Source organism: Leptospira bandrabouensis (assembly GCF_004770905.1).
GTDB classification, from domain to species: Bacteria; Spirochaetota; Leptospiria; order Leptospirales; family Leptospiraceae; genus Leptospira_A; species Leptospira_A bandrabouensis.
Window position 1 is genome coordinate 109,838 of sequence record NZ_RQHT01000012.1, and the last position, 24,593, is coordinate 134,430.

Genomic DNA, 24,593 nt, shown 5'->3' on the forward strand with positions numbered 1-24,593 from the left:
AATGGCAAAAAAAGGTTATATCATTGGAATCGATGCAGGAACTACAGGGATCAGAACGTTTTGTTTTAACGATAAAGGAAAAGTCATTTCTTCTGCTTACCAAGAATTCAAACAATTCTATCCGAAACCAGGTTGGGTAGAACATGATCCAGAAGAAATTTGGGTCAAAACACAAAAACTGATTAGCCAAGCAATAAAAAATGGAAAATTAAATCCTAAAGATGCTGTAGCTATTGGAATCACAAACCAAAGAGAGACTTCTGTTGTTTGGGATAAAAAGACCGGCAAACCAGTGTACAACGCAATTGTTTGGCAATGCAGAAGGACTTCCGATATTTGTAAGGACTTAAAAAAACAAAGCCTAGAATCCAATTTCCGAAACAAAACAGGTCTTGTATTGGATGCCTATTTTTCAGGTACCAAAATCCAATGGATCCTTGATAACGTCAAAGGGGCTCGTGTCAAAGCGGAGAAGGGTGAGTTATTATTTGGAACGATCGATACTTGGTTATTGTACAAACTTACAGGTCACAAAGAACACAAAACCGATCATACCAATGCCTCAAGAACCCTTCTTTTTAATATCCAAACCAAAGAATGGGATGAGGAACTTTGTGAAATTTTACGTGTTCCCATGTCTATGCTTCCGAAAGCATACAATTCAAAAAATCTGTTTGGATTTACTTCCAGTGTTAAATCACTTCCCGATGGGATTCCGATTTCTTCTCTTGTGGGGGACCAACAAGGGGCTCTCTTTGGTCAACTTTGTACAGAACCGGGGGAAGCAAAAAATACTTATGGGACAGGATGTTTTTTACTCTTCAATGTGGGCGATGAATTTAGAATTTCAAACCAAGGTTTGATTACGACACTGGCCCTTGGTCCTGAAGGCAAAACTGTTTATTGTTTAGAAGGATCTGTATTTATTGGGGGAGCTGTGGTTCAGTTTCTCAGGGACAACTTAGAATTTTTCGAATACTCTAAAGACTCCGAAAAATTAGTAAAGGCCATCAAAACAAAAGATGATTTGGTTTTTGTTCCTGCCTTTGCTGGACTGGGAGCTCCGCATTGGGACCAAGAAGCACGGGGTGCCATCTTTGGACTTTCGCGTGATACAACACCAGCACAGATCACAAGAGCCGCACTCAAAGCCATTGCTTTACAATCCTATGAACTTGCCAATGCAATGGAAAAAGAAACTGGAAAACCACTGAAGTTTTTACGTGTGGATGGGGGGGCGACTTCCAACGCATGGCTTATGCAATTCCAAGCGGATATCCTCGGAACCAAAGTCATTCGTCCACAAAATGTTGATACAACAGTGCTTGGTGCAGCTTACCTCGCTGGTCTCGAACGTGGATTTTTTAAATCGGTCGCAAGCCTTCGTAAAGAGGAAACCAAAACCACACAATTTCTTCCCAAGATGAAAGAGTCTGAAAGGAAAGAAGAAATTGATAAATGGAACTGGGCAATTTCAAGAGTGAAAACAGGAAACTAAAGGAAAACTTTTTTACCTTGCTAGGTGAATCGTCAATGGAAAGATTAACCTAGCGATTGTTATTTGGTTCGCCTTTTTTATAAGTTGATAGAATCTACTTTTACAAATGAAATTCCTACGAATAGAATCCAAATTGGAAAACTCAGTTGGCAAAATAGTAATACTTCTGGTGAGATTAACCAGGAGTAACTTGCAATCATTTGGAACCCAAATGTAAGGACTCCAAAGACCAAAATCAAACTACCATTTTTATTCTTATTTCGATAAGAAATACTATATAGTAAAATCGCTAGAGCCAAAACGAGCGAAATCATATGCATGGTTCCCACTTGCATACTCAAAAGAAAAACAATAGTATCCTCTGACAATGGATACGAATTCACAGGATAAACCAATCGGCCAATGAGTAAATCGACAAGGACAAACATTGGCACAACTAGAAAGAAAACCAAACCGGAAGCAAATAGAGCCGTGGTTGATTCTTCTTTTCTCCAAGGATTTGCCAATTGATAAATAGAAGGAATTAATGCGAGAACTGCAAAGATTAAAATCTCATCGGCGATTTGTAGGTAAAGTTTCCAATCTAAAATCCATTTTTGCAATAAATTTGTTTCGTTAGGTGGTGGCGGTACTAGATACATTGTAAGGTAGTAACTAAAAAATAACAAACTACAAATGAAAAACGGAATCCGATTTCGATTGAGAAGGTTATTGGTTTGGTTGGACATGACCCCATTGAGAAAACAAATAAATAGCCGGTCTAGAGAAAAAGTAACACGTTCTGATTAAATTTTAATAATCAAACCAAAGGAGAGAAAACTCAAATGGGTTTTTCTCCTTGGTAATCCCACCACCGACAAGAAAGATCCCAGTCGCATAATAAGGAATTTCAATGAGAAGGTCTGGTGGCAACCGATGGAATTCAGTTGTTTCGATTTCTTTACGTGATAAAAAGAAATCAAATCGCAAAACATCGATCCAATCATTTGTTTTGAAAAATAGTTTTGTTACCGTTCGTCCATAAAATTGGAGAACCTGTCCATTGGTAGAAAATTGAAACTTCTTCGAATCGGCAAAGGGCACTTCTTCTTTTCTTTCTACTTCTCCATTTTCCCGGTAAGTAAAAATGGATCCTTCTTCGTAATAAATATTTCTCGCAAACCGTTTGAAGAGTTCTGTTTCTATGACAGAAACTAAATCCTCTCCCTCTTGTGGTTTTTTTGTGGGTCCATCCAAAATTTGTTTCATTTTATTTTTGGAGATGGAGGAGCGAACTACTTCCATGACAGGTTTGGAAAGGTTAGGAAGGATGTATTTGATATAACGTTCATCATGCTCCCTAAGAATCTCCTGTAAAAAGTTTCCATGAATCATAGGAATCATTTCTACAGTAAACATCTGTTTGTTTAAGAATTTGGCAAACTCTGGTTCATGGCGAAATAAATTGGAAACAATTGTTTCTTCTTCTTTGGGAGTTCCAGAAAATAGAATGGCTACCAATCGAAAAAGGTAGGTTTTACTTTTTATATCAAAATACAATGCTTCAATTTTTTCTCGCACCAAATCTTCCGAAAGTTCTGGGTTTATAATGTCTCGCAGTGAGAGATACTTGGCCGATTGGAACTTGTCACGTTTTCCCCTATAAAGAAAGGAAGGGGTGTTACGCTGTCCGCCTATCTGAATGGTTATGGGAGAAAATCCAGGTATAGGTTTGGATTCGGAATCTGTGGGAACTTTTATACTACCCATGTAAGTTGGGGTGTAGACTGGTTTGGAAACAAAGGTTTGTCTGTTGTATTGCAACTCGTATAAAAACTGCGGAAAAAGAATTGGGTCTGAGGTGACAGAAGGTAGTTCTGGAATTTTATTTTTGGGAACCGGATAAAAGGGAAAAATGGAAGATCGGAACCGGGCCACCGAGTCGGTGTTTGCTAAAAAGAAGTGGTAATTGTTTCCTTGTCTATAAATCAAAGGGGTGGAGATTTTTTAAGTTTTTTCTGAATTCGAATTCGAAAGTGTTCCCAATTATAATCTCTTTTTAAAATTTCCAACTCATTTTCCACACCAAAACGCATGAAGTCGAAAATCTCTTCATGGTCCATTCCGACAACGATAGATAGGTCTTGGATGACTCGTAATAATCGTCTCGCATCACGATCACTGAGGGCAAAGGTTTCTAAAAGTTTTTGTTCGAATTCCGTTAGTTGGATCAAGGGAACCTAAAACGCAGCCACAAGGATGGTTTCGATTTCATTTTTAGGAAGTTCTCTAGGAAGACAATCAAGAAACGAGTAAGTGGCCGCCAAAGTCGCAATCCCAGGAAGATCAATTTTTTTCACTTCGTATTCGGATAACCTTTGGGGAATACGTAGTTCTAAGTAAATTTTACGAATTCCTTCCACCGCTTTGATTGCAGCTTCAATGACAGAGATATTGGTGACGTCTTCATCCAGAGCCCTGGCAATCATTACATACTTACCAGCAGAAGAGGTTAAGTTGTATTCCATAACATGTGGGAGAAGGATCGACATACTTTGAAAGATATCTAAATTAGTAACTGTTGTTACAGCAAGTGACAATGCATAACAAAGTCCAAGACTACTTGTGGATTGTGCAATTCCTGCAAGGAGACTTGCCGCATAAATCGAGTTTTTTGGTCCCAAATTTCTTGGTTCACGAATGGCGGGTACTATGTTTTTAGAGATAAGTTCAATGGATCGAAGTGCAGTGGAGGAGGTAATCTCATTGGCATATTTAGAAAGGATACTGTCAACGGCTGCGGACAAAATAGAGATTCCGGTTTTGGCAGTTTCCGAACTAGACATACCGGCACCAATTTTTGGATCGGCAACGATCAGTTCCGGGAAGGCCCATTCATGAGCAAAGTATTTTCTATTTTTATCTTTATCATCCACAATCGAAAAGAAAGGAGAACATTCATTTCCGAGTAGGGGTTTTGTCGGAACTACGATTAAGGGAAGGCCTTTTTTCTTAGGTTGTTTTTTTCCAATGAGGAGCTCTTCTGCAAATAAATCATTGGTAGCAAGTAGAGAAGCTGCCTTACCTGCGTTTACCGATTCAAAGGAACCATAGGCCACAACACAATCGGCATTGGAGATTCTAAGGAAGTGAGCACAGGAATCTAAATCTTTAAAATGAACTCGGTCCACGATGTCATCATAGATGATCACACCTTCTGCATGTTTTTCGAGACTGGTTTTGATGATGGAAAGTTCTTCGGCGTTTTCTAGTTCTTTCTGTGTTGTGATCAGAACCACTCGAGACCCAATGTTTTTGACAAAAGATCCGAGTTTGTATCCACAATCGATTTCGAAGTGAATTTTAGGTGGAAATTGAAAATTGATCCATTCGGGGAGAACTGGCATACGATCCCCTAATTATGATTCGGCGGAGTTAGAGAAATCCTCGGAGAGGACAATAAAAAAGGATCCCTCACCACCCGTCCTTTTTACTGTTGTCCGAGGAAAGTTGACGCGATTTGGTCGGAGATTTTATCCAACATCTCTGTAGAGAGATTGTCGTAGTCACCGTTTTTCAATCGTTCTTTGATCGCTTTGATTTTTTCCGTACGATCTTCTTCTGGAGGAGCTTGTACGATTTGTTTTGCGATTTGTTTTACTTCTGCTTGTAATTTTGCTTCTGAGGCAATTTTTTTAGCAGCGTCAGAAATGGAAATTGTATCTACCGGAGCTTGTGCTTCCGTTTCTTTGGGCCCTTGAGTTTTTTTGGGTTCGTATCCGTAACCACCAACTCGTCCTACTTTGTCGACGTTCATATATTTAGTCCTCTTCCTACATCACATATCGGAGGAATCCGAATTTCCCTTAAGTGTTTTTTTTCGATGGTTTAAGAGAAAAACAAACTCTCCTTTGGCGTTTGGCGGATCTTTTGCCAATTCCCTAGGATTTGCATAGTAAAGTACCTCTTCAAAGGTCTTTGTCAACTCCCTTCCCACAAGCACTTGCGTTTCCGGAAAAAGCTCCTCAAGCATCGGGTAGAGCCTTGGGAGTTTGTGGACGGATTCATAAAAAACTACAAGTCCATCGATCTCAGAGGCTCTTTCTAATTCTCGGCGTTTTTTACTCGGTTTTTCAGAGAGGAAACCCAAAAAATATGTGGGATTGACCTGAAATCCAGAAACAGAAAGTAAAGCAGTCAGGGCAGAAGCTCCTGGCACTGGTATGATCCGAATTCCTTTTTCCCGAGCAATGCGCACCATCTGGCTTCCGGGATCCGAAACCCCTGGGGTTCCTGCGTCGGAAACAAGGGCCATCGATTTCCCAGCTTTTAGCTGCTCAAGAACATTAGCAAATGGGGTTTCTGAACTGTCTTTATAAAGGGCAAGCACCGGCGTTGCGATTTCTAATTTGGAAAATAGGGACCTAGTTTCTTTGGCCGATTCGCAAAGAACAAGATCTACCGTTTTAAAAATTTCTAGAGCCCGAAGGGTAATGTCTCCCAGATTTCCAATGGGAGTGGCCACTACATAAAGGGCACCTGCTTCTCGTTTATGGGCCAATGTATTGGCATCCTGGTGGGGTGGCCCCTGCGGGACAAGTACATGCTAGGTCATTATTCCCTTTGGTACAAGGGTTACAGGCAGTGCCTAAAGCACAAGCGCTGGGAGTTGCACAAGAAGGATTGGCACAAATGGTCGTGTTACAGCCGGCACCAGCAGCACAAAGTGTTTGGATATCGTTTACCTTGTTTGGGATGGCACAGGTACTTGTGGGCGTAGAAGGATTGGAGATCAATCCTCCCGTTAACACGGAACGAAGAGTGAAGTTATAAATTTGGCATTTTTGAAAGAATTCGGCTCCAGGTGGGGGAACTGCAAAACGAATCCTTTTTGTGACAATCTTTGCGGATTCGGTGGACGCTTCATAGGGAAGGTGAGGGAAACTGGGTTGGACTCCATCCTCTAACCACTCTCCTTGGATGGTTTGGATGATCCCTGGAAAGGCTGTAGTAATATAGAGGTTGTAACCTTGGAACTGTGGTTCTCTGTTGGTGACAAAATAACGAAGCACATATTCCGGCCTTGGGTCTACGGTTTGTGTTGCTTCCAATTTAAAATCATTGGTGATATTGCTATTGACTGCAACCACAGATAGGATCTGCGGAACACTTGGTGGAACTAAAAAAATAAACGGAGCTACCGGCGTATCTGTATTGGTCCCACAATGAAAAAAGGAGAGAAAAGATATGCAGACTAAGTAAATTGGATGTAAAGAGGGAAAACGCATTCAGTTTCTCGTTTCCCTTCCAAGTTTTCAGGAATTCAATCTATGGGAATCCAAAAAAAAATACTCTTTGTGTCCATTTCAATGATTGGGCTTTTTTTTCTCATTTTACTCGTAATGGGTGGTGAGGACGAAGAAGAAGCTCGCCGTAAAAAAGAAAGAAGTTCGCAGGCCCTTGCCTTATTTGGAGGAGGTTCCAACACTCCGAAAGGCACCAACCGACTGGGGGTGCGGGGGGAAGACTCAGGTTCCATCTTTGATTCTGACTATTATAGTGCCGGTGGCATGCGTTATGAAGAAGATGGAACAATTGCCAATTCCGAAGCCGGTGAAATTCCAATCAATCCCCAAACGGGAAAACCTTATCCTCCCGAGGCCATGCAAGCTTTTGAGGAACTCAGAGAACAATTTCCTGATAACGATTTGATTCCGAAACGACTCACTCCGGAAGAGAAAACAAAACAGGCTGAGTTTAACCAAAAGTTAGCACGTGCTACAAATTCAATTTTTAGCGGAGGAAACAATCCATCGGATGTTACCCTTTATTACAACCACGTAAAAAAACAAGGTAAGGACCGATTGGAAATCATCAATTACCTAATTGAAACACAAGGTGGTGACGATCCAGAGATGGATAAAAAGTTCCAGGAAATTTTGAAAAACATTCAATTCCAAAACGAACAAATAGAAAAAGAAGCCGCCAACGCCTTTGAAAAAGCAGGCATTTCTCCTTAGAACTAACTTTCCTTGGAAAGAATCGGATACCGGTAACTGGATTTAGGATCCAGACCATATTCATCCAAATGAAACGAGGGAGGTAGTCTCTCTCGTTTCCATTGTGATATCGTAAATAGTTTCTTAAATTTCTTCAGGTATCCAAGTAAGTTATCTGTATTTTCCCAAGGAAATTCTTGTTTCAAACTTTCCAAACAGTCCATGTCATCAAGTCCCAAAAAGACAAGTTTCTTTTCTATTGATTGTAAAATAGGATAAGGCATCAGATCCTTTTCATCTTCTTGGTTTTCTTCGAGAGGTTTGAGTTCTGCGGTGGGTTTTGTATTACGTAAAGTTTGGATCGAATCTTTGGGTGAGATAAAACGGTTGTTTCCCTTTTGGATATCATCCAAAAATTCTAACAAAAATTCTTTACTAACACCTGCTAGTGGGGCAATGGAACCTGAGGAATCTCCATCCATAGTTGTATAACCAACAGCGGCTTCACTTCGGTTCCCTGTTGATAAAAGTAAATGTCCATTTAGATTGGCAAGTAACCAAACGAGCGGAGAACGAACCCTTGCTTGGATATTTTGCAAAGGTAAATCATGTTCTTTCCAATTCAGAGTTTTTCCAAGAACCGATTCAATGAGTTTTACTGATGTGTCCACTGCCTCATCGATGGGAATGGAATAAAATTGACATTGGAGTTCTCTTGTTAGAGTTTCTGCTATTTTTTCAGTAAGATCGGAATTGTTTACGGTTTTTTGGTAAATGGTCACAAGAAGATTGGATTCTTCTATTCCCAGAGTAGAAAAAATAGAATCACCATTTTCCTGTTTGGCGATTTCTTTCATGGCCGAAACGAGAAGGGCACAAGTGGCACTGTCCGCACCCCCCGAAAGAGAAAGTGTAAATCCTTTGGTATTCGATTTTTTTAAATAATCAAAAAGACCTAAACATACCGCTTTTGTAAATTCTTCATAAAGGGAAAGATTTACCGAATTCTCCGAATCTTCCCACCCAAATTCTTTACGTTTGTCAAGAAGGGTAAACCCTTGGGATGTTTTCGCTTCCAAGTTGTTTTTTTGTGTCAGTTGGATTTTTGGAATTTCTTCTCTGGAAACTTTGGGTTTGGATTCGCGAAAGGAACGTGCTTTGGCAGCGCGGATCTCGAATGGATCAAAGGAGTAAGAAGTGATTTGGAAAGGGGAAAAGGAAAGTCTAGGGCCCTCTTTGACTAAATTTCCGAGGGATGCAAAAATGGCTCCACCTTCAAAGATAATACGCCCAGATTCATTTCCATTCAAATTGGTAAAAACTTGAAGATTACACTGGTTTCTACTGGATTCGGTAAAAATCTGTCTTCGGATGTTTTGTTTTCCCATCGCAAAGTGGGAAGCACCAGGAGAAAATAAAACATCAATGCCTACAGGACTATAGAAAGAAGACGGTTTATTGACTGACCAACTATCCTCACAAATTTCCACTCCAAAATTCCACTGACCGGTTTGGAAAATAAAATGCCCAAAGGGAACTTCTTCTTTAGCAAAGGAAATGGTTTTATTGATAAAATCTGTTTCAGAGTGAAACCAGCGACGTTCATAATGTACGCCAGTATTTGCTAAATTTAGTTTTGGAATTATGGCAGCTACCTTACCACCAAAAAGAACTGCCATACAATTGTATAAAAAAGAACCTACAAAAACAGGAAGACCCACAAGGATTATTTGGTTTGGGGATACATCTTTTAATTTTAGTAAAATTTCTTCGGACCGCATCCAAACAGAAGGTTTATAAAAAGCATCTTCACATCCATAACCAGAAATACAAAGTTCTGGAAAAAGAATACAGTCTGCATTTTTTGATTCTGGGCTGTTGATTGCCTGAACAATTGATTCAAAGTTCCCAAGAAAGTCAAGGGGAGTTGTGTTCAGTGTAACGGCGGCAATTTTAATTTTTGGCATCAGAGAAAACTCGGTTATAAATCTTTTCTGATGCACCTCTGTTTTCTACAACAAAGTTTCGATTTCCGTTTCCCATCTTTTCTTGTAAGGATTTGTTTTGGACGAGGAGTTGAAATTTCTGAATAAAATCGGCTTCATTTAAAGTTTTGAATAGTCCACCTAATTCCTGCATAACGATGGCTTCCGGTGCATTGGATATTTTTGGACCCGTGATGACAGCAAGGCCAAGGGCCGCAGGTTCTATCGTATTGTGAACCCTATGTGTAAAGGCACCACCCACATAGGCAAAACTTCCATACCGGTAGGCAAATGCCAAAATTCCCATTTGGTCAAAAAGAAGAAATTTTGGTAGTGGTTCTTCTGGCTTTAATTTAGAAAAAACTCCTACCGTGCCAAATTCTTTGAGTTTGGGGATCCAATGGTCCATACGTTCTGTTTCCCATTTGTGAGGAAAAATCCAATAATAGGAATCATCTGTATGTTCCTTTAAATAGGCCATAAAATGGTTTTCACAAATTCCGTAAGTGGAACCTAGAATGATGGGTTTGTTTTTGGATAAAAAATCTTTTTGGTCTGAAACAAATTTGGTAAAGGCAGGATTCGGAGATTTTGTTTCTAATTTTCCAAGGACAGATTCAAACCTTGTATCTCCTAACACGGAGAAATCGATGGTTTCATTTACCAAACCTTTAAATTCTTTGGCCATCAGTTCGTGGCTTGGATAAATTCCTGTGAGATAACGAAAAGAAGCTTTCGTTAAAGAACGTATGAGGGGATTTTTTCTGGAGGACTCCGAAGACAAACTGGCGCAGGCTAAGTAGGTATTTGTTCCCATCCGGTTTGCTGTTTTTAAAAGATTCGGCCAAGTGTCCCATGCCATAACAAAGAGAACTTGCGGTACAAACTTTTGAAAGATAGAATCATAGGCATGGGGAAGGTCGAGTGGGAGATAAAAATATACATCTGCCAGTGGATCAGAAAAGGTTGTTTCTTTTACAGACGAAGAAAATACAGATTGGATGATAAAAACATCCTTACGTTTTTTACGAATGGTTTCCGTGAGAGCACGGGCTTGGTCGAGTTCGCCAACACTTGCCGCATGAAGCCAAATCACCGTTTTTCCGTCAGCGGATTTTGAAAAAATCTGCTTAAGCAAACGTTCTCTTTTACTTAATTCTTCTTTAATTTGTTTTACAAATAAAGAAAGAAATTTTAAGACAAAATAAATAATGAAAACAAAAGTATTATAAAAAAAATATACCATTTAGCGTTTGTTACCCCAAGTATCGTTCACTTCCGAACCTGGGTATATGAAAGTTCTTTTATCAATGACAAAACTCAAATTGTCAAAGTATAAATGAAACTCTCCTTTCTTTTGTGAAGTTAAACTTTTTAATCGAAATGAAGCAAAGGAAATCGGAAAGGACATGGATTGAATGAGTCTTGTGTTTTCCTTGGGTAGGTGGATCGAAAATTCCAATCTACGCCATCCCACAAAGTTCAAAGTTCCCAAATCAAAATACAAATCTTTCGATTTTTTTTGAGAAAGTCCCATACTCAAATTGATATGGTGACCTTCTGAATACACCCAAAGGATTCCTTGGATGGGCATTCCGAGTGGGAGAAGAATAGGCTCTTTGGGACGCACTTCCCAGTGGTCTAGTCTTGGGTTTTCTACATAACTTTGGACAAGGAAACTGGTTTGGTTCTGTAATTGAGGGTACCCTGATTCTTTGAGAAGGGTTGTCTCTTGTAAAAAGGCTTCTGATTTAGGAACGGAGCCGGCAAACTGGGTGACCGCCAAAAAGGAATCCACACGGTAAAAATCCCAAGGTCTTTCTCCTTCAAAATCCTCTACAAGAAAGAGAAGGTAGTTGGAATCAATGGTCAGGGCTGATTTAAGAATTTGGACTCGGCCCACTTCGTCAGGGTCATGGGGCCTCGGAAGAGACAAAAGACCGGAAAACATGAGGACCATACCCAAACAGAATGTGATTTTTTTTGCAGTTTTCATGATTTCTCACTTTTCGAAAGACCAAAAACGTGTACTCTGTTCTTATCAAAGGAAAGGAATCCGCACGTCATGGGCCGCCGCGACAATTTGAAAATACTCACAACTGCCATTCTAGTGGTCCTACTTCTTTCATCGTTCATTTTTGCATTTATCTATAGAAACGAAATTTACCAAAAACTCCAAACCATCGGAAAAAACCGCGAGGTGGAGATGGTCGATAGAGAAATCGAAAGAGAAAATCCAAAAATCCCGGCACCCAAAGAAAATTTCTCACACGCGGAAACCAAAGAATCACTAGAAGATCGTTCTAAACTTCCCGAATTACCGAGCTTAGACGATATGGAGCCGGAATCCGATCACCCCCGTTCTGTTTCTGTTGCTGCTTCTACAAAGACAAAAGAAAAGATGGATCCTGCTGCTCGTTTGCAAGACAAACTAGACCAAGTAGAAGAATCCATTGCTCCCAAAGAAGACCTTAAAAAAACTAAAAAAACTTCTGCCAAAGAAGAAGTGGTTTCCGAAGGACTGGAATCGACACCCTCTACAAAACAACCGAAGTTAGAGACAAAAGATTCGGTTAAACCAAACCAAAAAGCAGATTCCAAAGTAGTAAGTTCATCGAAAGCAGAGCCAAAACAAACTCGTACTAAAAAATATAATTCTATTTCAGAAAAGAAACAAAGTAAAAAAGTCAAAAAAACTTACCATACGCAAAAACCTTCTAAAACAAAAGACACGGGAGAGGTTACTTCCTCCAGTTTGGAAGTTCGGATGCGAAATGTAGAACAAAAACTTGCTACACAAAACGATCGGAATGAAAAACGGTTTGTTGAGATCGAACGTCGTATTGATTCTTTAGAAAAAGCGTTAGCTAAGTAATTGTGGCCGATTACGGTTCTTCGTATCTTTCCATCCAAACCTCGCTAAAGGATTTATATCCGAATAGGTCCCCCATAATCATAGCGGTTTCCAAAACCAAACCTTATGAAGTGGTGAGAGAAGCATACCTCCAAGGAATTCGCGAATTCGGAGAAAACTATATTCCCGAAGCCATTGCCAAATTCACAAAATTAAGAGAAGAGTTTCCAGATGCGGAAAGCTCTGTGCACTTACACCATATCGGACCTGTCCAATCAGGAACCTTACGAAAGTTATTTGGCGTTTTTTCGCATACACATGGTGTGGGAAGTATCTCTTCCTTAAAGGAACTCCTGAAACGTGCCGAAAAAGAAAAAAAACAAATTCGATATTTCATCCAGGCCAATCTTACAGAAGAAAATACAAAACATGGAATGGGTTTCGAGACTTTACGAAATATGAAAGATTCACTTTCTAGTTACCAAAATGAATTTTGTATTTGGGAGGGTTTTATGGGAATGGGACCCTCAACAGGTGATTTGGCAGAAACAAAAGAAGTGTTTTCCTTACTTGCGGAATTACGTGATACATATTTTCCCGATAAAAAATTATCAATGGGAATGAGTGGTGATTATGAAATCGCTGCCTCTTTAGGATCTGATTACTTACGAATTGGATCGAAGATTTTTGGAGAAAGGGAATAAACAAATGAATCCAATAGAAACAGTGGGTATTGTGGGTCTAGGTAAAATGGGTGCGGCAATCGCAACAGCCCTAGTGAAAAAAGGAACTAAGGTATATGGATTTGATCCCAATCTAAAAGAATCTCCTGTAAAAGGAGTGGTTCTTGTCAAAACGCTTGAAGCCATTCGTAATGAGTCCGAAGTCATCGTGATTGCTGTGAAACCAAACCTTGTGGTTCCCGTATTAAAAGAATTTTCGAAACCTGCTACTTTTGTATCCATTGCCGCAGGAATTTCCTTTTCGCAAATCACGGAAAATGCCCCCCAAGGTTCTTTGGCCGTGCGAGTGATGCCAAATTTACCTCTTGTGGCAGAAAGGGGAGCCTTTGCTTACTTTTGTGAAGACAATGCCGCAACAAACGTAGAACAATTGTTTTATGGAATGGGAACTGGGATTCGAGTGGCTAAAGAGTCGCTCATGGATGCCGTGACAGGGCTTTCTGGGTCTGGTCCTGCTTATGTATTAACGTTTTTACAAGCAATGGCAGAAGGTGGTTTGCAAGAGGGACTCAGTTACGAGGAGTCTTTATCTTTGGCAATGGAAACTATAGAGGGAACTCTTGTGTATTTTCGATCTTTACGTAAAGAAGACAAAAACTTACACCCTATGGAAGTGAAAAATTGGGTCACGTCTCCGGGTGGAACTACCATTCATGGATTGGATGCTTTGGAAAGGGGAGGATTCTCAACCGCCGTTAGAGATGCAATTCATAGAGCGACGGAGAGAAGTAAGGAATTAGGGAAAGGATAATAACGGTTGCGCGGACAGGATTCGAACCTGTGGCCTTTGGGTTATGAGCCCAACGAGCTACCAGCTGCTCCACCGCGCGGTATAAAACCATTATTTTTAAGATTGGTTAATTGTCAACTTAAACATTATGAAAACTTCTCTATTTTCTTTCGTAAGTAAATTTATCGATTTCCATCAAAATCTTACTTTACAGTAGTCAAAAAAGACGAATGATTCCTATCTTATACAGAATTCTGGCGGTGCGTTTTGTCTTTTAAAGAAAACACTGATATCGTTTTTGAGCATTACGAAAAAAAAATCTACGACCAAAAACAACTACTGGAAATCTCTCGTGCCCTGAATTCCACGTTAGACTATAAATACTTAATTGATGCCATTTTGAATATTTGTTTGGCCCAGTTGCAGACACTCCACGCTGCCATGTACTTAGAGCCAGAAATTGATTTGGGTTTGTTTAAATTAGAACCCCAATCCATTAAAGGATTTGAACTAAGCCCGGAAGAACAAAACTACGAAATCAAAATCGATAGTCCTCTCATTCATTATTTTGAAGAGAAACCGAAAGCCATCACCATGGACCAAATCCTTCAGATGGATACACTCAAGTCCATTCCTGACATCACTTACCTTCGTAAAATGGGAGCAGAGATTCTTGTTCCTCTGAATGCAAAGGGTAAGGTCAATGGACTACTTGTCCTTGGCGATAAAATGACTTCCGAAGAATTTTTGGAAGATGAAAAAGAATTTATGACCACTCTTGCCAACCTGGCAGGGATTGCCGTTGACAATGCTCGGTTGTATGAGCTGGCAACGGTAGATATGATGACAGGACTCAAAATTCATCATTATTTCCAAACCAAACTCAAAGAAGAGATGGACCGATGCCGTAAAAAAGGAACTAAGTTGTGTTTACTTTTTACGGATGTGGATCATTTCAAAAGTTTTAATGATACCTATGGACACCAGGCGGGAGATGTGGTTCTCATTGAAGTGGCAAAACAATTGATCAATGCTGCCCTTCGCCACCACATTCCAGCAAGATACGGTGGGGAAGAGTTTTGCCTTGTGATGCCTGGAGCTTCGGAAGAAGAGGCCATGACCAAGGGAGAAGAAATTCGAAAGGCAGTTGAGTCCATGATTGTGAAAAATCCAAATGATGGAACTGATCTAAAGGTCACTTTGTCTGTGGGAGTTTCCAGCTTTCGGACTACCGACAGAAACAATAAAGACCTGATTGAAAGGGCCGACAAAGCACTTTACCAGGCAAAACATTCTGGTAGAAACCGCACAATTTGTTATAAAGATTAGGAAATTTGCCGATGGGTAGAGTATGGCAGAGCCAGCATACCTACTTAACGATCTTTCGCCATCGGTTCCTTCCGATGTATATGAATCCATTCGCAATCGTGCATTGGGTCTTTCTTCGTATGATTTTCAACCTTACTCTTGTTTTATTGAATACAAGTCAAAAGATGAAAATACGGGAATTGAATATCGGGATTGTATTGTAGATTATACTCGATGTTCCAATTCTCGTTGTATCAAAAAATTAGTGTAGTTTTTTCCTTTGTTTTGTTTGGGGCCTGTATCCCAGGCCCTGTTCGTGTCCACCAAACTTCTGTTCCTTTTACCCTAACAAAAACTTTACCTCCGCATAATACGATATCCATTTCGGATGAGGGAACTCATTTACTGATTCATGGAGTGGAGTCTTCTGGTCAGTCCCTCTCTTTATTATGGGATACAGGTTCCGATTTGAGTTTTTATGAATCACCTTCCTCCGAAGAGAGTAAGGAATTTCGATTGGGTGAAAAACGGTTTTCTTTAAAAAACAAAAAAGGGGTTTTGCCGGAATCGATTCCGGGGCTTCTGGGCCTTGATTTTTTTCGTGGCAGTTGTATTTTCTGGATGGGAGAGGAGTTAAAACAATTTCCTGAAACTTCCCCATTTTGTGAACATCCAGATGCTTACTTATCACTGGATTTCAAATTTCTGAATACGAAAAAGAAAGGAGATCATTATTATACACAATTTGAGTATCCGGAGGGCCATACTTCTTTTGGCCTTGTCGACACAGGTTCCTCTTTAAACCTTTTGCCTAAGGGAGCTCAGGATAGGTTTCTTGGAGAAAAGAAGGTATTTCTTGCCGGGAATAAAATCCAAACGGCAAACCTGATGGAATCGACTTCTGTCTTTTATTTGGTGACGAAGGTTGGAACTCGCGAAGAATATAGGCAAGTCCAGTTTCTCACAGGAATTTCACTTGAGAATTTCCTTTTGCCGGGGGACAAGGATAGGGAAGAGGTTTGGGTGATCGGACTTGACATCCTCAGGACTCGTCCCTTGTTTTGGGACTTCTCTCGGGGGCGTTTGGGAATTGTTCATTCCAAAAACTAAGGTGAAAGAAAAAGAAAAAATCATAGTAGCGATGAGTGGTGGGGTAGATAGCGCTGTGGCCGCAGGACTTCTTATGGAAGCAGGTTACGATGTGATCGGTGTCAACCTACGTACGTGGGAATATGAAGCACCAGCTTGTGATACCACTAAAAAATCCTGCTGTTCTCCCGAAGACATTCGTGATGCACGTGATGTAGGTCTTTCTTTAAACATTCCTTTTTATGTAATTAAAATGGAAAAGGTATTTGGAGAACGAGTCATCGACCGTTTTATTAATGATTATAAAGATGGAAGGACACCAAACCCCTGTGTAGAATGTAACACCTTTGTGAAGTTTGGTGCTCTTTTCGAACAAGCCAAAATATTAGGCATAGAAAAAATTGCCACAGGCCACTATGCACGTGTCGTCGAGGTGGATGGACGTTACGCAATCCGTAATGCTGTTGACATGAAAAAAAACCAAGCGTACTATTTGTACGGTTTGTCCCAAGAAAATATTAAAAATACAGTTTTCCCTCTTGGTGAAATGGACAAAGCACAGGTGCGTGAAATCGCAAAACGAATGGGTCTTCCTGTAGCGGAAAAACCAGAATCTCAAGAAATTTGTTTTATCCCTGAAAATGATTATAGATCTTTTTTGAAGAAGAAGGGAATGGAGTTCACTCCAGGATTTTTCAAACTAGCCTCAGGCCAGATCATTGGCAAACACCAAGGAAAAGAAGGATTCACAATCGGCCAAAGAAAAGGACTTGGAATCGCTTGGAAAAATCCATTATATGTTTTGGCCATCGAAGATGACGGAACAGTTGTGCTTGGGGAAGAAGAAGAAACGGTTTCCGAATCTTTTATTTTGGAAGAGATTACCTACCAAGCACTTAGCCCAATGGAAGTGGGTGACACAAAAGAAATGAAAGTCCAAATTCGTTACAGAAGTGCACCTGTTCATTGTAAGGTGACTTCACTTGGAAATACTTGGAAAGTGGAATTTTTGGAAGATGTAAAAAGTGTAACTCCTGGACAATCTGCTACATTTTATGAAACGAATGGGGATTATCTGCTGGCTGGTGGGATCATTCAAAAAGGTTCCATTACAAGAAAGGTAAAAACAAACTTTGTCTTAGAGGCGGAGAGCGTTACCATTTGAAATCGGTAGAAGGTAAAACAATCCTCATCATTGGAGGGGGATTGTTACAAGTTCCCATCATCCAAACGGCAAAAACCATGCGACTCCATACAGTCGTAGCTGATATGAATCCATCTTCCATTGGATTTCAAATTGCAGACGAATCCATTGTCATGTCCACAAAGGATGTGGAAGGAATGGTTCGAGAATCGAAGAAATTTGCCCAAAATTCGCCGATTCATGGAGTAATCACTGCAGGAACCGATGCTAGTATGACGGTGGCTGCTGTGGCCTCTGCTTTACAACTGCCAGGAATTCGTTTTGTGGATGCAGAGGCGGCATCTAACAAAGTAAAGATGCGTCAAAGGCTAAAGGAATTCGGAATGCCAATTCCTCGTTTTGCAGCTGTTTGGTCTCTATTGGATGCCAAAGAAGCCCTGGATTCATTGACCTTTCCTTTGGTAATGAAACCAGCTGACAATATGGGAGCTCGTGGTGTCATCAAGGTAAATCATAAAGATGACTTACCTTCTGCTTTTCGACATGCAAAACGGTTTTGTCCTACCGGTGAATTGATTTTAGAAGAATATATGGAAGGTCCTGAACTTTCCGTGGATGCCTTAGCCTTCCAAGGCCAAATTCGAATGACAGGTATTGCTGACAGGATCATCGAAAGAGAACCTTATTTTATTGAAGTAGGGCATAACATGCCTTCGGCGATGCCTAAGGAGATTTTGGACGAAGTGGAACGAGTGATGGCAGGCGGAATGCGGGCACTGGGTATCCATTTAGGTGCCGGAAAGGGTGATATCAAAGTCACAAAAGAAGGAGTCAAAATTGGGGAAATTGCGGCAAGACTTTCCGGTGGATTTATGTCTGCGTTTACCTATCCTTTATCTACTGGTGTCAATTTAAACCGTGCTGCCCTTCTTATTTCGCTTGGAGAAACTCCCGATAATTTAGATCCAGTTTTAAATCGAGTTTCCATCGAACGTTCGTTACTTTCTAAACCAGGAAAACTCATTTCCATAGGTGGAGTGGAAGAGATAAAAAAAATAGATGGAGTTTCTGAAGTTTTTATCCAATCAAAACCAGGGGATATAATTAAAGAACCTACCAATAACATTGATAAGTCGGGTCATGTCATCATTGTTGCTGATAATTTAAAAGATGCAGAAGTAGTTTTTGAAAAGGTCAAACAAACAATTCGTTTTGAAGTGGATGAGCAGTTTTCTATTACAGAAAAAGAGATAGGGGACCAAGCAAGAATTCGTTTTGGAAAAGATATTTGTTGGGTTTGTAAACAATGTGATGGAAGTAATTGTGCTTCCGGGATTCCGGGAATGGGCGGTGTGGGTCGCATGGAAACTTTCCATGACAACAGTGTTGCTCTTTCTGAATATTCCATTTTGCCGGGATATATCCGTGACCATATAATTCCTGAAATTCATACAAAGTTTTTAGGATACGATTTAAAAACTCCGATTATGGCAGCTCCTATGACTGGAGTGGGGACAAATATGAATTTTGTAATGACCGACTCCGATTATGCCAATCTGGTGGTTCGGTCCTTTATTCAAAATGGAAGTCTTGCATGGCTTGGAGATGGTGCCTCTCCTGAAAAATACAAAATCATGTTAGAAGCATTGAAAAAATCTTCTGGGAAAGGAATTTTAATTTGTAAACCAAGAGAAGATGAATCTATGTTAGTGGATCGTTTTTTGGAGGCAGAGGCGGACGGAGTGTTCGCTCTTGGGATGGATATTGATGCTGTCAATTTTAAAACGATGGTTCAGAAGAACTTATCGAGTATCACAAGACCACTTGATCGTTTGGTTCGTTTAAAAGAGAAAACAAAACTGCCATTTATTTTAAAAGGGATTATGAATCCAGAAGATGCGAAACTTGCGGTAGAAGGTGGATTTTCTTCTATCGTTGTTTCAAACCACGGAGGAAGGGTATTGGATGGAATGCCAGGAACCGCTCGTGTCCTTCCAAAAATTGCGGAAGCCGTAAAAGGTAAAATTCCTCTCCTTGTTGATGGAGGCATACGTTCCGGTATGGATGTTTTTAAAATGTTAGCACTAGGTGCAGATGCTGTTTTACTAGGACGACCTGTAGCCATTTCACTTGTTGGTGGAGAAGAAGCAGGAATTCGTTTTCTTTTACAAAAATATTCGGAAGAACTAAAACAATCAATGAGTGTTACCGGAGCCAAAACTTTGGTGGACATCAAGCGAACTATGTTGCTTCATAAACTTCACGGTTGACTATGGATAAGGAAATCAAAGACCCCGAAGGAATTTTAAAGGTAATCACCGCACTTTTCGGTAAACTGCCTGCATATATTGTCAATTCGGAGAAAGAGTATCCAGTAAAGATCATTGCTTTAAAGAATAAAGCACTTATCATTAATACGAATCTAAAATTTCCAAATAGAGACCGAATCCTAACAGTTGTTCATAATGGTAGTAAGTTTTTAGCACATTTTCTTGTGGCAGGTGGTGACGGGAACGGAATCGAAATTCTAACACCTGTTAAGATACAAATTACGGCAGCATCTCGGCAAGGTTCAAGGGTAGAGGCCAGTCAAATCCAAACAGGAATGGTTGTTTCTAATATCATTAACGTAAATGATGTTTCCAAAGCCATTGGATTTGATGATAAAAAAGTGGATGCCATCCTCCTTGCTTACAGAACAAAACTCGCCAAAGCATTTCCACTTTCTTCTATTTTTTTTGCGGGACGTATGGACAACCGATTGCGACTGATGCACCATTATGACAAAGATATTTTTATCGTTGATCGTAAGGAAAAGTCTACGGCCTCGGCTGATTTTTTTCCTTTTGATGAGTATTTGAGAATTTTTGATAATTCTAAGATACCTGATTCTTATTCGTCTGAGATTTGTGTTCCTATCAAATACAAAGGTTATGTCCATCTTGGTTATGTACAGGTTTTAGCAGAAAAACCTCTAGACCTAGAAATTTATAAACAGATCCAAACTTTTGCCAATGCAGTGAGTCGCGATATCATTAGTACGGGTGTGTTCCAAGAATCCCGCGATATTTGTCAGGTTATGGATCTAAGTATGGGTGGTATAAGTTTTATCCATGCACCTTCTCGTTCTTTTTCAAGGTCAGTTACTTTAAACGGCACAATCCTTTTTGATTTAAACTTGGAAGAGGGCAAACGAGTAACCATACGTGGGATCATCAAAAACATTCGTAACCAAGAGACCAACTTTCGTGTGGGTTGCCAATTCTACAACCTAACAGAAAAAGATATAGAGATCCTTGGGGAATTTTTGGATGCGGGGAAAACGGCAGAAGGGGAAAATGCGGAAAGTGAAAATCCACAAGAACCTAATTCCGAACCCGATATGGAAGAAAATTCTACAATGGTGAGAGAGGCCGACACACCAGGGGATCCTTTTGGGGAAACCATGGATTCTGAGTTTCCCACAGAGGAACCAACCCAAGAATCCTAAACCATGTCATCTTACAAATCCGTCATTCGTTATCCCCATTCAGGGAAGACGGTTTTGACATTTTTAACTACCAAATTTCCATACCATACGCAAGACGAGTGGCAATTCCTTTTGGAACAGAGTCGTGTGAAAGTACAGGATCAAATTGCTACAGCGGATTTGGTTCTCGGAGAAGGTGATACTTTAACTTACGAACCGATTCCCGGCAGGATTCAGGAGCCAGAAGTTGATACAAACTTTGTGATCTTGAAAGAAACAGAGGACTTTCTTTTTATAGATAAACCAGGAAATTTACCGATGCACCCTGCGGGCAGGTACCGCACCCGAACTCTCTTAAACCTTCTCGAAAAAACGTATCCTACGGTCATCCCGGTGCACAGACTAGACCGGGAAACTTCGGGGATTGTCATCTTTGCCAAATCAGAAGAGAGTCGCACTTGGCTTCAAAAGAAATTTGAACTAAGGGAAGTTCAAAAAGAATATTTAGCGGTAGTGCGTGGTTTTTTTGAAAAAGAAACTAGGTTGGACGGGTTTATCGGAAAGGATTTGGATTCGGCCATTCGTAAAAAAATGAAATTCTCTTTAGAAGAATTTTTGGATTCCAAATCAGTTTCTACCAATTTTATACCTTTAAGTTATAATAAATCACAAAACATAAGTTTGGTTCTCGTCAGGCCAGTTACAGGGAGAATTCATCAAATCCGTGTGAGTCTTCTGTATTTGGGTTATCCGATTCTTGGAGATAAACTTTATGGACCGCGCGAAACTATGTTTTTGGATTTTGTTAAGTCTGGTCTCACCCCTGAATTATTGGCAGAGCTTGGAGCCGAAAGGCAACTTCTACATGCACATAGCATCAGTTATATGGATGAGAGAGTCCCTTCGAATATCATTGTGAAATCCAACCCACTTCCGGAAATAGAATCTCTCTTCCCTAATCATAAAGACTATGTCCCATAGCTTTTAATAAAAATCCAATTTAGAATTCGCCTTTCCTCCGATCTTTCTATAAAGAGAGAGGAGGCTTTTGCAAAGGATGGCAGGAGCAGGCAGATTATTAAAGGATTCCGATAAGATTGTATTTGGTGAGTTTTGGACTGCAAAACAACGCCAAGGACATCCAATTCATCATACCGTAAGTTATAGAGCATCATTTAAACCGGAACTTCCTTCTTTCTTTATGAAGGAATTTTTAAAAAAGAAAAATAGAGTCGTATATGATCCGTTTGGTGGTCGTGGAACTACGGCCATTCAAGCAAATATAGAAGGACATGTGGCGGTTCATAACGATATACATCCATTGTCCATTTTTCTTGCGAGCGCTAGACAATATGTGCCGCGACTTGAAGATTTAGAAAAAAAGTTAAATTCTTTGGATTTGGATAGAGAAGTTGAGGATGATCCATTTGATAGCAATCTTCTTCCATTTTTTCATCCGCGCACTCTCAAAGAAATTAAAAATCTGAAACGATATATGGCAGAAGATCCGTCTGTGGAAATGAAGTTTATTTCACTGATCGCACTCTCAAGGTTACATGGACATAGCACTGGATTTTTTTCTGTGTATACTTTTCCTCAAGTATCAATTCCCCCTGAGTCGCAAGCTAAAAATAATATCAAAAGAGGACAATCTCCGGAATATCGTCCGATCAAACCTAGAATTTATCAAAAGATGAAAAGAGATTTGGCATTACCAATTCCACCGTTTTATCATGAATTTTCTAAAAACAATTTGTATTCCTTAAATTCTGCAAATTCAGTTCCTGATATTGATTCAGAATCAGTAGATTTGATTGTGACTTCACCACCTTTCCTTGATAAGGTGGACTATGAAGGAGACAATTGGTTACGCCACTGGTTTCTTGATATCAAAAAATCGAAAGACAGAAAACTCAGTATCTTTAGTAACTTAAGTGATTGGAATTCCTTCATTCGTTCCACTTTAAAGGAATCAGCAAGGGTCTTAAAAAAAGGCTCTTATATGGTAATGGAAGTGGGGGAAGTGAAAAAGGGAAATTCCATTCTTTATTTGGATGAAGATGTGGTGAGGATGGCCGAAGGGACAGGACTTGTTTGGAACAAAACCTATGTCCATACACAAAGTTTCACAAAACTTTCGAATTGTTGGCAGGTTTCCAACAACGAAAAAGGAACAAATTCCAATCGTTGTGTTGTTTTAAGGAAAGTTTTATAAGTCTAACTAGTATGAAACAAATTCGAAATCTTTTCATACTTTCTCTTTTGGTATTCCTTGGGTCTGTCGGCGGTATTGGCTTTTTCGCTACCTTGGCTGCTGATCCCTTGGATTCTCATCCCATCGAAATTTCGATCAAACAGAAATCTCCGGGTAAGTATGAGTTGGAAATGTTTTTACCGAAAGACTTTGGATTTCAGATGGAAGCTCCTCACCGAATTTTTTTGTCGGGTAATGATGGACTCAAAGTTTTAAATGCGGACCTAAAACTAAAAGGACCAGTGCATCCTAAAAAACCGGAATACTTCGAATACGTAAAACCCTTAACCTTCCAAGTGGAAGGAAAAGGGAAATTGCAGGTGGATGCAAAATTGTTTTATTGTAATTTTGTGAAAAACATTTGTATACCGGCTAAAGTGAACAAATCGTTTTCCATTTAGTTTTTCAAATAAGATTATTCTAAATCTTTGGTAACAAGACGTTTTAAGTTGGGTTTTTGAATTTGGTATAAGAAAAAATACCTTCCCCCCACAGAAACGTTTTTATCTACAATCTTTCCTTCTTTGGAAATCTCCCGAAGTTCTTTACGTCCCTTATCAGTCAGATTGGGGATGGTATAAGTTTTTAATAAGTTAAGAGATTTTTGTTCTGCAATGGTTTTTGCTTCTTCCATCCGTGCATTTTCTGATTCCAAAACACTAGAGACAGCAACTTGGAATAATGTATCAGAGATAAATCCTTCTTTGGCTTTCGTAAATTCTAAAACAGCTGCATTTTCTGTATCTTTAGATTGCGGGACATCTTCTTTGGTTTCTTTGGATTTACAATTCCAAATGAGAATTGTCATAGCGAAAGTAAGTATAATCTTTGTTAGTGTTTTGTTCATCTACAATTTCCTAGGTTCTGATATGGGAGTTTTTTCCACACGTTCCATTAATTTAGGTTGGATATTGCGGAATAGGAAAGCACATTTTGTTCGGTCGGAATAATCTTCTTTGTAGAGTTGAAGGCCATCAAAAAACCATCCGAAGTTGTGTGAGTTTTCCACAGGATTATCTTTTTTCTCTTGGGGATTCCCCCTAACTTCGCCTAGGTTCTGACCAGCGGTTTGTGATTGTGATGGATTTGTAGTGGATTGCCCTTGGGTTGTTTGTGCATTTTGTAGTAAGATGGGAGTGGCTGCAGTTGTTGGACTGATTTGTGTACCCGTTGCGGTGGTAGCGTTTTGTGCTGCATTGGCAGCAATTCTTGTTTGCCGATCCTTTCCTTCTAGGGATGCGGTGTATTCTTCGAAACCTTCCCCGAATCTGTGTTTTTGCTTTTGGATTTGGAGTAGGTAAGGTAGGCTTATTTTTTCTCTTTCAATCAAGGCTCTTCGTTTACAATCTTCTCTTCTCGCCAATCCAGAGAGTTCTTTGTAAGTAACGGGAATTTCGACTTTGATTTGGAAAAATTCGCGCGAGATAAACCCTTCCTCTTTTTCATTGAGTAAAGCTTGTTCCACAAAGTTGGGATCAGCAATGGTAAAGAGGCGGCAGGAACAAAAGAGACTTAAAATTAGAAGTTTACGAACCATTTCC

26 protein-coding genes and 1 tRNA gene are annotated in these 24,593 nt (G+C 39.9%); 14 read left to right on the plus strand and 13 right to left on the minus strand.

The features are described from left to right. Position 1: 1 nt before the first annotated feature. Positions 2–1,498, plus strand: a complete 1,497-nt coding sequence (gene glpK / locus EHR07_RS04160; protein ID WP_135743924.1) for a glycerol kinase GlpK — start codon at positions 2–4, stop codon at positions 1,496–1,498. Positions 1,499–1,575: 77 nt separating this feature from the next. Here glpK and EHR07_RS04165 read toward each other — a convergent pair whose 3' ends face one another. The 7 genes from EHR07_RS04165 to EHR07_RS04195 all read right to left on the minus strand — a co-directional run bounded on the left by EHR07_RS04165 (position 1,576) and on the right by EHR07_RS04195 (position 6,765). After that, positions 1,576–2,226: a hypothetical protein gene (locus EHR07_RS04165; protein ID WP_238839920.1), complete on the minus strand. Its 651-nt coding sequence runs from the start codon at positions 2,224–2,226 to the stop codon at positions 1,576–1,578. Between the two features lie 64 nt (positions 2,227–2,290). Next, complete coding sequence (locus tag EHR07_RS04170; protein ID WP_208739695.1) at positions 2,291–3,469, minus strand: FliG C-terminal domain-containing protein; 1,179 nt, start codon at positions 3,467–3,469, stop codon at positions 2,291–2,293. Continuing rightward, positions 3,466–3,711 (minus strand): hypothetical protein, encoded by a 246-nt coding sequence (locus EHR07_RS04175; protein WP_135570219.1) that lies wholly within the window; start codon positions 3,709–3,711, stop codon positions 3,466–3,468. The genes EHR07_RS04170 and EHR07_RS04175 overlap by 4 nt, the downstream gene beginning before the upstream one ends. A gap of 6 nt (positions 3,712–3,717) precedes the next feature. Next, positions 3,718–4,884, minus strand: coding sequence for an iron-containing alcohol dehydrogenase (locus EHR07_RS04180; protein ID WP_135570217.1), 1,167 nt, complete (start codon positions 4,882–4,884; stop codon positions 3,718–3,720). Positions 4,885–4,967: 83 nt separating this feature from the next. Next, on the minus strand, positions 4,968–5,294 hold the full coding sequence (locus EHR07_RS04185; protein WP_135692963.1) for a flagellar biosynthesis anti-sigma factor FlgM: 327 nt from the start codon (positions 5,292–5,294) through the stop codon (positions 4,968–4,970). 21 nt (positions 5,295–5,315) lie between these two features. Beyond that, positions 5,316–6,038: a 16S rRNA (cytidine(1402)-2'-O)-methyltransferase gene (gene rsmI, locus EHR07_RS04190; protein ID WP_135743925.1), complete on the minus strand. Its 723-nt coding sequence runs from the start codon at positions 6,036–6,038 to the stop codon at positions 5,316–5,318. Then, positions 6,028–6,765: an LIC11073 family putative lipoprotein gene (locus EHR07_RS04195; protein WP_135743926.1), complete on the minus strand. Its 738-nt coding sequence runs from the start codon at positions 6,763–6,765 to the stop codon at positions 6,028–6,030. Before EHR07_RS04195 ends, rsmI begins: the two co-directional genes overlap by 11 nt. Before the next feature lie 42 nt (positions 6,766–6,807). Between EHR07_RS04195 and EHR07_RS04200 the strand changes: the two genes are divergently transcribed. After that, positions 6,808–7,497, plus strand: a complete 690-nt coding sequence (locus EHR07_RS04200) for an LIC_20245 family lipoprotein (protein WP_135743927.1) — start codon at positions 6,808–6,810, stop codon at positions 7,495–7,497. Positions 7,498–7,499: 2 nt separating this feature from the next. Here EHR07_RS04200 and nadE read toward each other — a convergent pair whose 3' ends face one another. From nadE to EHR07_RS04215, 3 genes are read right to left on the minus strand one after another with little or no spacing between them, the layout of a single operon-like run. Further along, positions 7,500–9,443 carry an NAD(+) synthase gene (gene nadE / locus EHR07_RS04205; protein ID WP_135743928.1) on the minus strand — a complete coding sequence of 648 codons (1,944 nt, stop codon included), beginning with the start codon at positions 9,441–9,443 and terminating at the stop codon, positions 7,500–7,502. Next, positions 9,430–10,707 (minus strand): 3-deoxy-D-manno-octulosonic acid transferase, encoded by a 1,278-nt coding sequence (locus EHR07_RS04210; RefSeq protein WP_135743929.1) that lies wholly within the window; start codon positions 10,705–10,707, stop codon positions 9,430–9,432. The genes nadE and EHR07_RS04210 overlap by 14 nt, the downstream gene beginning before the upstream one ends. Next, on the minus strand, positions 10,708–11,457 hold the full coding sequence (locus tag EHR07_RS04215) for a flagellar filament outer layer protein FlaA (RefSeq protein ID WP_135743930.1): 750 nt from the start codon (positions 11,455–11,457) through the stop codon (positions 10,708–10,710). Between the two features lie 69 nt (positions 11,458–11,526). On the opposite strand from EHR07_RS04215, the gene EHR07_RS04220 reads away from it, so the two are divergent. The 3 genes from EHR07_RS04220 to proC are packed head-to-tail and all read left to right on the plus strand — an operon-like array spanning position 11,527 to position 13,809. Beyond that, complete coding sequence (locus EHR07_RS04220) at positions 11,527–12,336, plus strand: hypothetical protein (RefSeq protein ID WP_135743931.1); 810 nt, start codon at positions 11,527–11,529, stop codon at positions 12,334–12,336. Between the two features lie 2 nt (positions 12,337–12,338). Beyond that, the gene (locus EHR07_RS04225; protein WP_135743932.1) at positions 12,339–13,019 is read left to right on the plus strand and encodes a YggS family pyridoxal phosphate-dependent enzyme; all 681 of its coding nucleotides are present in this window, start codon (positions 12,339–12,341) and stop codon (positions 13,017–13,019) included. 4 nt (positions 13,020–13,023) lie between these two features. Further along, the gene (gene proC, locus EHR07_RS04230) at positions 13,024–13,809 is read left to right on the plus strand and encodes a pyrroline-5-carboxylate reductase (protein WP_135743933.1); all 786 of its coding nucleotides are present in this window, start codon (positions 13,024–13,026) and stop codon (positions 13,807–13,809) included. A 6-nt stretch (positions 13,810–13,815) separates the two neighbouring features. Here the strand turns inward: proC and EHR07_RS04235 are convergent. Then, a tRNA-Met gene (locus EHR07_RS04235) sits at positions 13,816–13,888 on the minus strand. A 167-nt stretch (positions 13,889–14,055) separates the two neighbouring features. Here EHR07_RS04235 and EHR07_RS04240 point away from each other — a divergent pair. The 9 genes from EHR07_RS04240 to mpl17 all read left to right on the plus strand — a co-directional run bounded on the left by EHR07_RS04240 (position 14,056) and on the right by mpl17 (position 23,453). Next, a complete protein-coding gene (locus EHR07_RS04240) occupies positions 14,056–15,117 on the plus strand; it encodes a sensor domain-containing diguanylate cyclase (RefSeq protein WP_135743934.1) in 1,062 nt (353 codons plus the stop codon). 22 nt (positions 15,118–15,139) lie between these two features. Next, positions 15,140–15,367, plus strand: coding sequence for a hypothetical protein (locus EHR07_RS04245; protein ID WP_135743935.1), 228 nt, complete (start codon positions 15,140–15,142; stop codon positions 15,365–15,367). Then, positions 15,331–16,206: a hypothetical protein gene (locus tag EHR07_RS04250; RefSeq protein WP_135743936.1), complete on the plus strand. Its 876-nt coding sequence runs from the start codon at positions 15,331–15,333 to the stop codon at positions 16,204–16,206. The genes EHR07_RS04245 and EHR07_RS04250 overlap by 37 nt, the downstream gene beginning before the upstream one ends. A 1-nt stretch (position 16,207) precedes the next feature. Further along, positions 16,208–17,350, plus strand: a complete 1,143-nt coding sequence (gene mnmA / locus EHR07_RS04255; RefSeq protein WP_135744384.1) for a tRNA 2-thiouridine(34) synthase MnmA — start codon at positions 16,208–16,210, stop codon at positions 17,348–17,350. Beyond that, positions 17,347–19,599, plus strand: a complete 2,253-nt coding sequence (locus tag EHR07_RS04260) for an alpha-hydroxy-acid oxidizing protein (protein WP_135743937.1) — start codon at positions 17,347–17,349, stop codon at positions 19,597–19,599. The genes mnmA and EHR07_RS04260 overlap by 4 nt, the downstream gene beginning before the upstream one ends. 2 nt (positions 19,600–19,601) lie before the next feature. Next, positions 19,602–20,819, plus strand: a complete 1,218-nt coding sequence (locus EHR07_RS04265) for a PilZ domain-containing protein (protein ID WP_135743938.1) — start codon at positions 19,602–19,604, stop codon at positions 20,817–20,819. A 3-nt stretch (positions 20,820–20,822) separates the two neighbouring features. Beyond that, positions 20,823–21,779: an RluA family pseudouridine synthase gene (locus EHR07_RS04270; protein WP_135743939.1), complete on the plus strand. Its 957-nt coding sequence runs from the start codon at positions 20,823–20,825 to the stop codon at positions 21,777–21,779. Positions 21,780–21,855: 76 nt separating this feature from the next. Beyond that, on the plus strand, positions 21,856–23,013 hold the full coding sequence (locus tag EHR07_RS04275) for a DNA methyltransferase (protein ID WP_135743940.1): 1,158 nt from the start codon (positions 21,856–21,858) through the stop codon (positions 23,011–23,013). Positions 23,014–23,024: 11 nt separating this feature from the next. After that, positions 23,025–23,453, plus strand: coding sequence for a cell surface protein MPL17 (gene mpl17, locus EHR07_RS04280; protein ID WP_135743941.1), 429 nt, complete (start codon positions 23,025–23,027; stop codon positions 23,451–23,453). A 14-nt stretch (positions 23,454–23,467) separates the two neighbouring features. Here mpl17 and EHR07_RS04285 read toward each other — a convergent pair whose 3' ends face one another. Both EHR07_RS04285 and EHR07_RS04290 read right to left on the minus strand, forming a co-directional pair. Next, a complete protein-coding gene (locus EHR07_RS04285) occupies positions 23,468–23,899 on the minus strand; it encodes a lipoprotein (protein WP_135743942.1) in 432 nt (143 codons plus the stop codon). Continuing rightward, positions 23,900–24,589, minus strand: coding sequence for a hypothetical protein (locus tag EHR07_RS04290; RefSeq protein ID WP_135743943.1), 690 nt, complete (start codon positions 24,587–24,589; stop codon positions 23,900–23,902). It lies immediately after the preceding gene. Positions 24,590–24,593 lie beyond the last annotated feature (4 nt).

Bases quoted from the DNA above. Each gene is read 5' to 3' on its own strand.
- EHR07_RS04165 (WP_238839920.1), bottom strand. From the start codon at position 2,226: ATGTCCAACCAAACCAATAACCTTCTCAATCGAAATCGGATTCCGTTT.
- EHR07_RS04200 (WP_135743927.1), top strand. From the start codon at position 6,808: ATGGGAATCCAAAAAAAAATACTCTTTGTGTCCATTTCAATGATTGGG.
- EHR07_RS04185 (WP_135692963.1), bottom strand. From the start codon at position 5,294: ATGAACGTCGACAAAGTAGGACGAGTTGGTGGTTACGGATACGAACCC.
- EHR07_RS04285 (WP_135743942.1), bottom strand. From the start codon at position 23,899: ATGAACAAAACACTAACAAAGATTATACTTACTTTCGCTATGACAATT.
- EHR07_RS04215 (WP_135743930.1), bottom strand. From the start codon at position 11,457: ATGAAAACTGCAAAAAAAATCACATTCTGTTTGGGTATGGTCCTCATG.
- EHR07_RS04265 (WP_135743938.1), top strand. From the start codon at position 19,602: ATGGATAAGGAAATCAAAGACCCCGAAGGAATTTTAAAGGTAATCACC.
- EHR07_RS04270 (WP_135743939.1), top strand. From the start codon at position 20,823: ATGTCATCTTACAAATCCGTCATTCGTTATCCCCATTCAGGGAAGACG.
- glpK (WP_135743924.1), top strand. From the start codon at position 2: ATGGCAAAAAAAGGTTATATCATTGGAATCGATGCAGGAACTACAGGG.
- mpl17 (WP_135743941.1), top strand. From the start codon at position 23,025: ATGAAACAAATTCGAAATCTTTTCATACTTTCTCTTTTGGTATTCCTT.
- EHR07_RS04275 (WP_135743940.1), top strand. From the start codon at position 21,856: ATGGCAGGAGCAGGCAGATTATTAAAGGATTCCGATAAGATTGTATTT.
- nadE (WP_135743928.1), bottom strand. From the start codon at position 9,443: ATGCCAAAAATTAAAATTGCCGCCGTTACACTGAACACAACTCCCCTT.
- EHR07_RS04180 (WP_135570217.1), bottom strand. From the start codon at position 4,884: ATGCCAGTTCTCCCCGAATGGATCAATTTTCAATTTCCACCTAAAATT.
- EHR07_RS04250 (WP_135743936.1), top strand. From the start codon at position 15,331: ATGTTCCAATTCTCGTTGTATCAAAAAATTAGTGTAGTTTTTTCCTTT.
- EHR07_RS04210 (WP_135743929.1), bottom strand. From the start codon at position 10,707: ATGGTATATTTTTTTTATAATACTTTTGTTTTCATTATTTATTTTGTC.
- EHR07_RS04195 (WP_135743926.1), bottom strand. From the start codon at position 6,765: ATGCGTTTTCCCTCTTTACATCCAATTTACTTAGTCTGCATATCTTTT.
- EHR07_RS04245 (WP_135743935.1), top strand. From the start codon at position 15,140: ATGGCAGAGCCAGCATACCTACTTAACGATCTTTCGCCATCGGTTCCT.
- proC (WP_135743933.1), top strand. From the start codon at position 13,024: ATGAATCCAATAGAAACAGTGGGTATTGTGGGTCTAGGTAAAATGGGT.
- EHR07_RS04220 (WP_135743931.1), top strand. From the start codon at position 11,527: ATGGGCCGCCGCGACAATTTGAAAATACTCACAACTGCCATTCTAGTG.
- EHR07_RS04290 (WP_135743943.1), bottom strand. From the start codon at position 24,589: ATGGTTCGTAAACTTCTAATTTTAAGTCTCTTTTGTTCCTGCCGCCTC.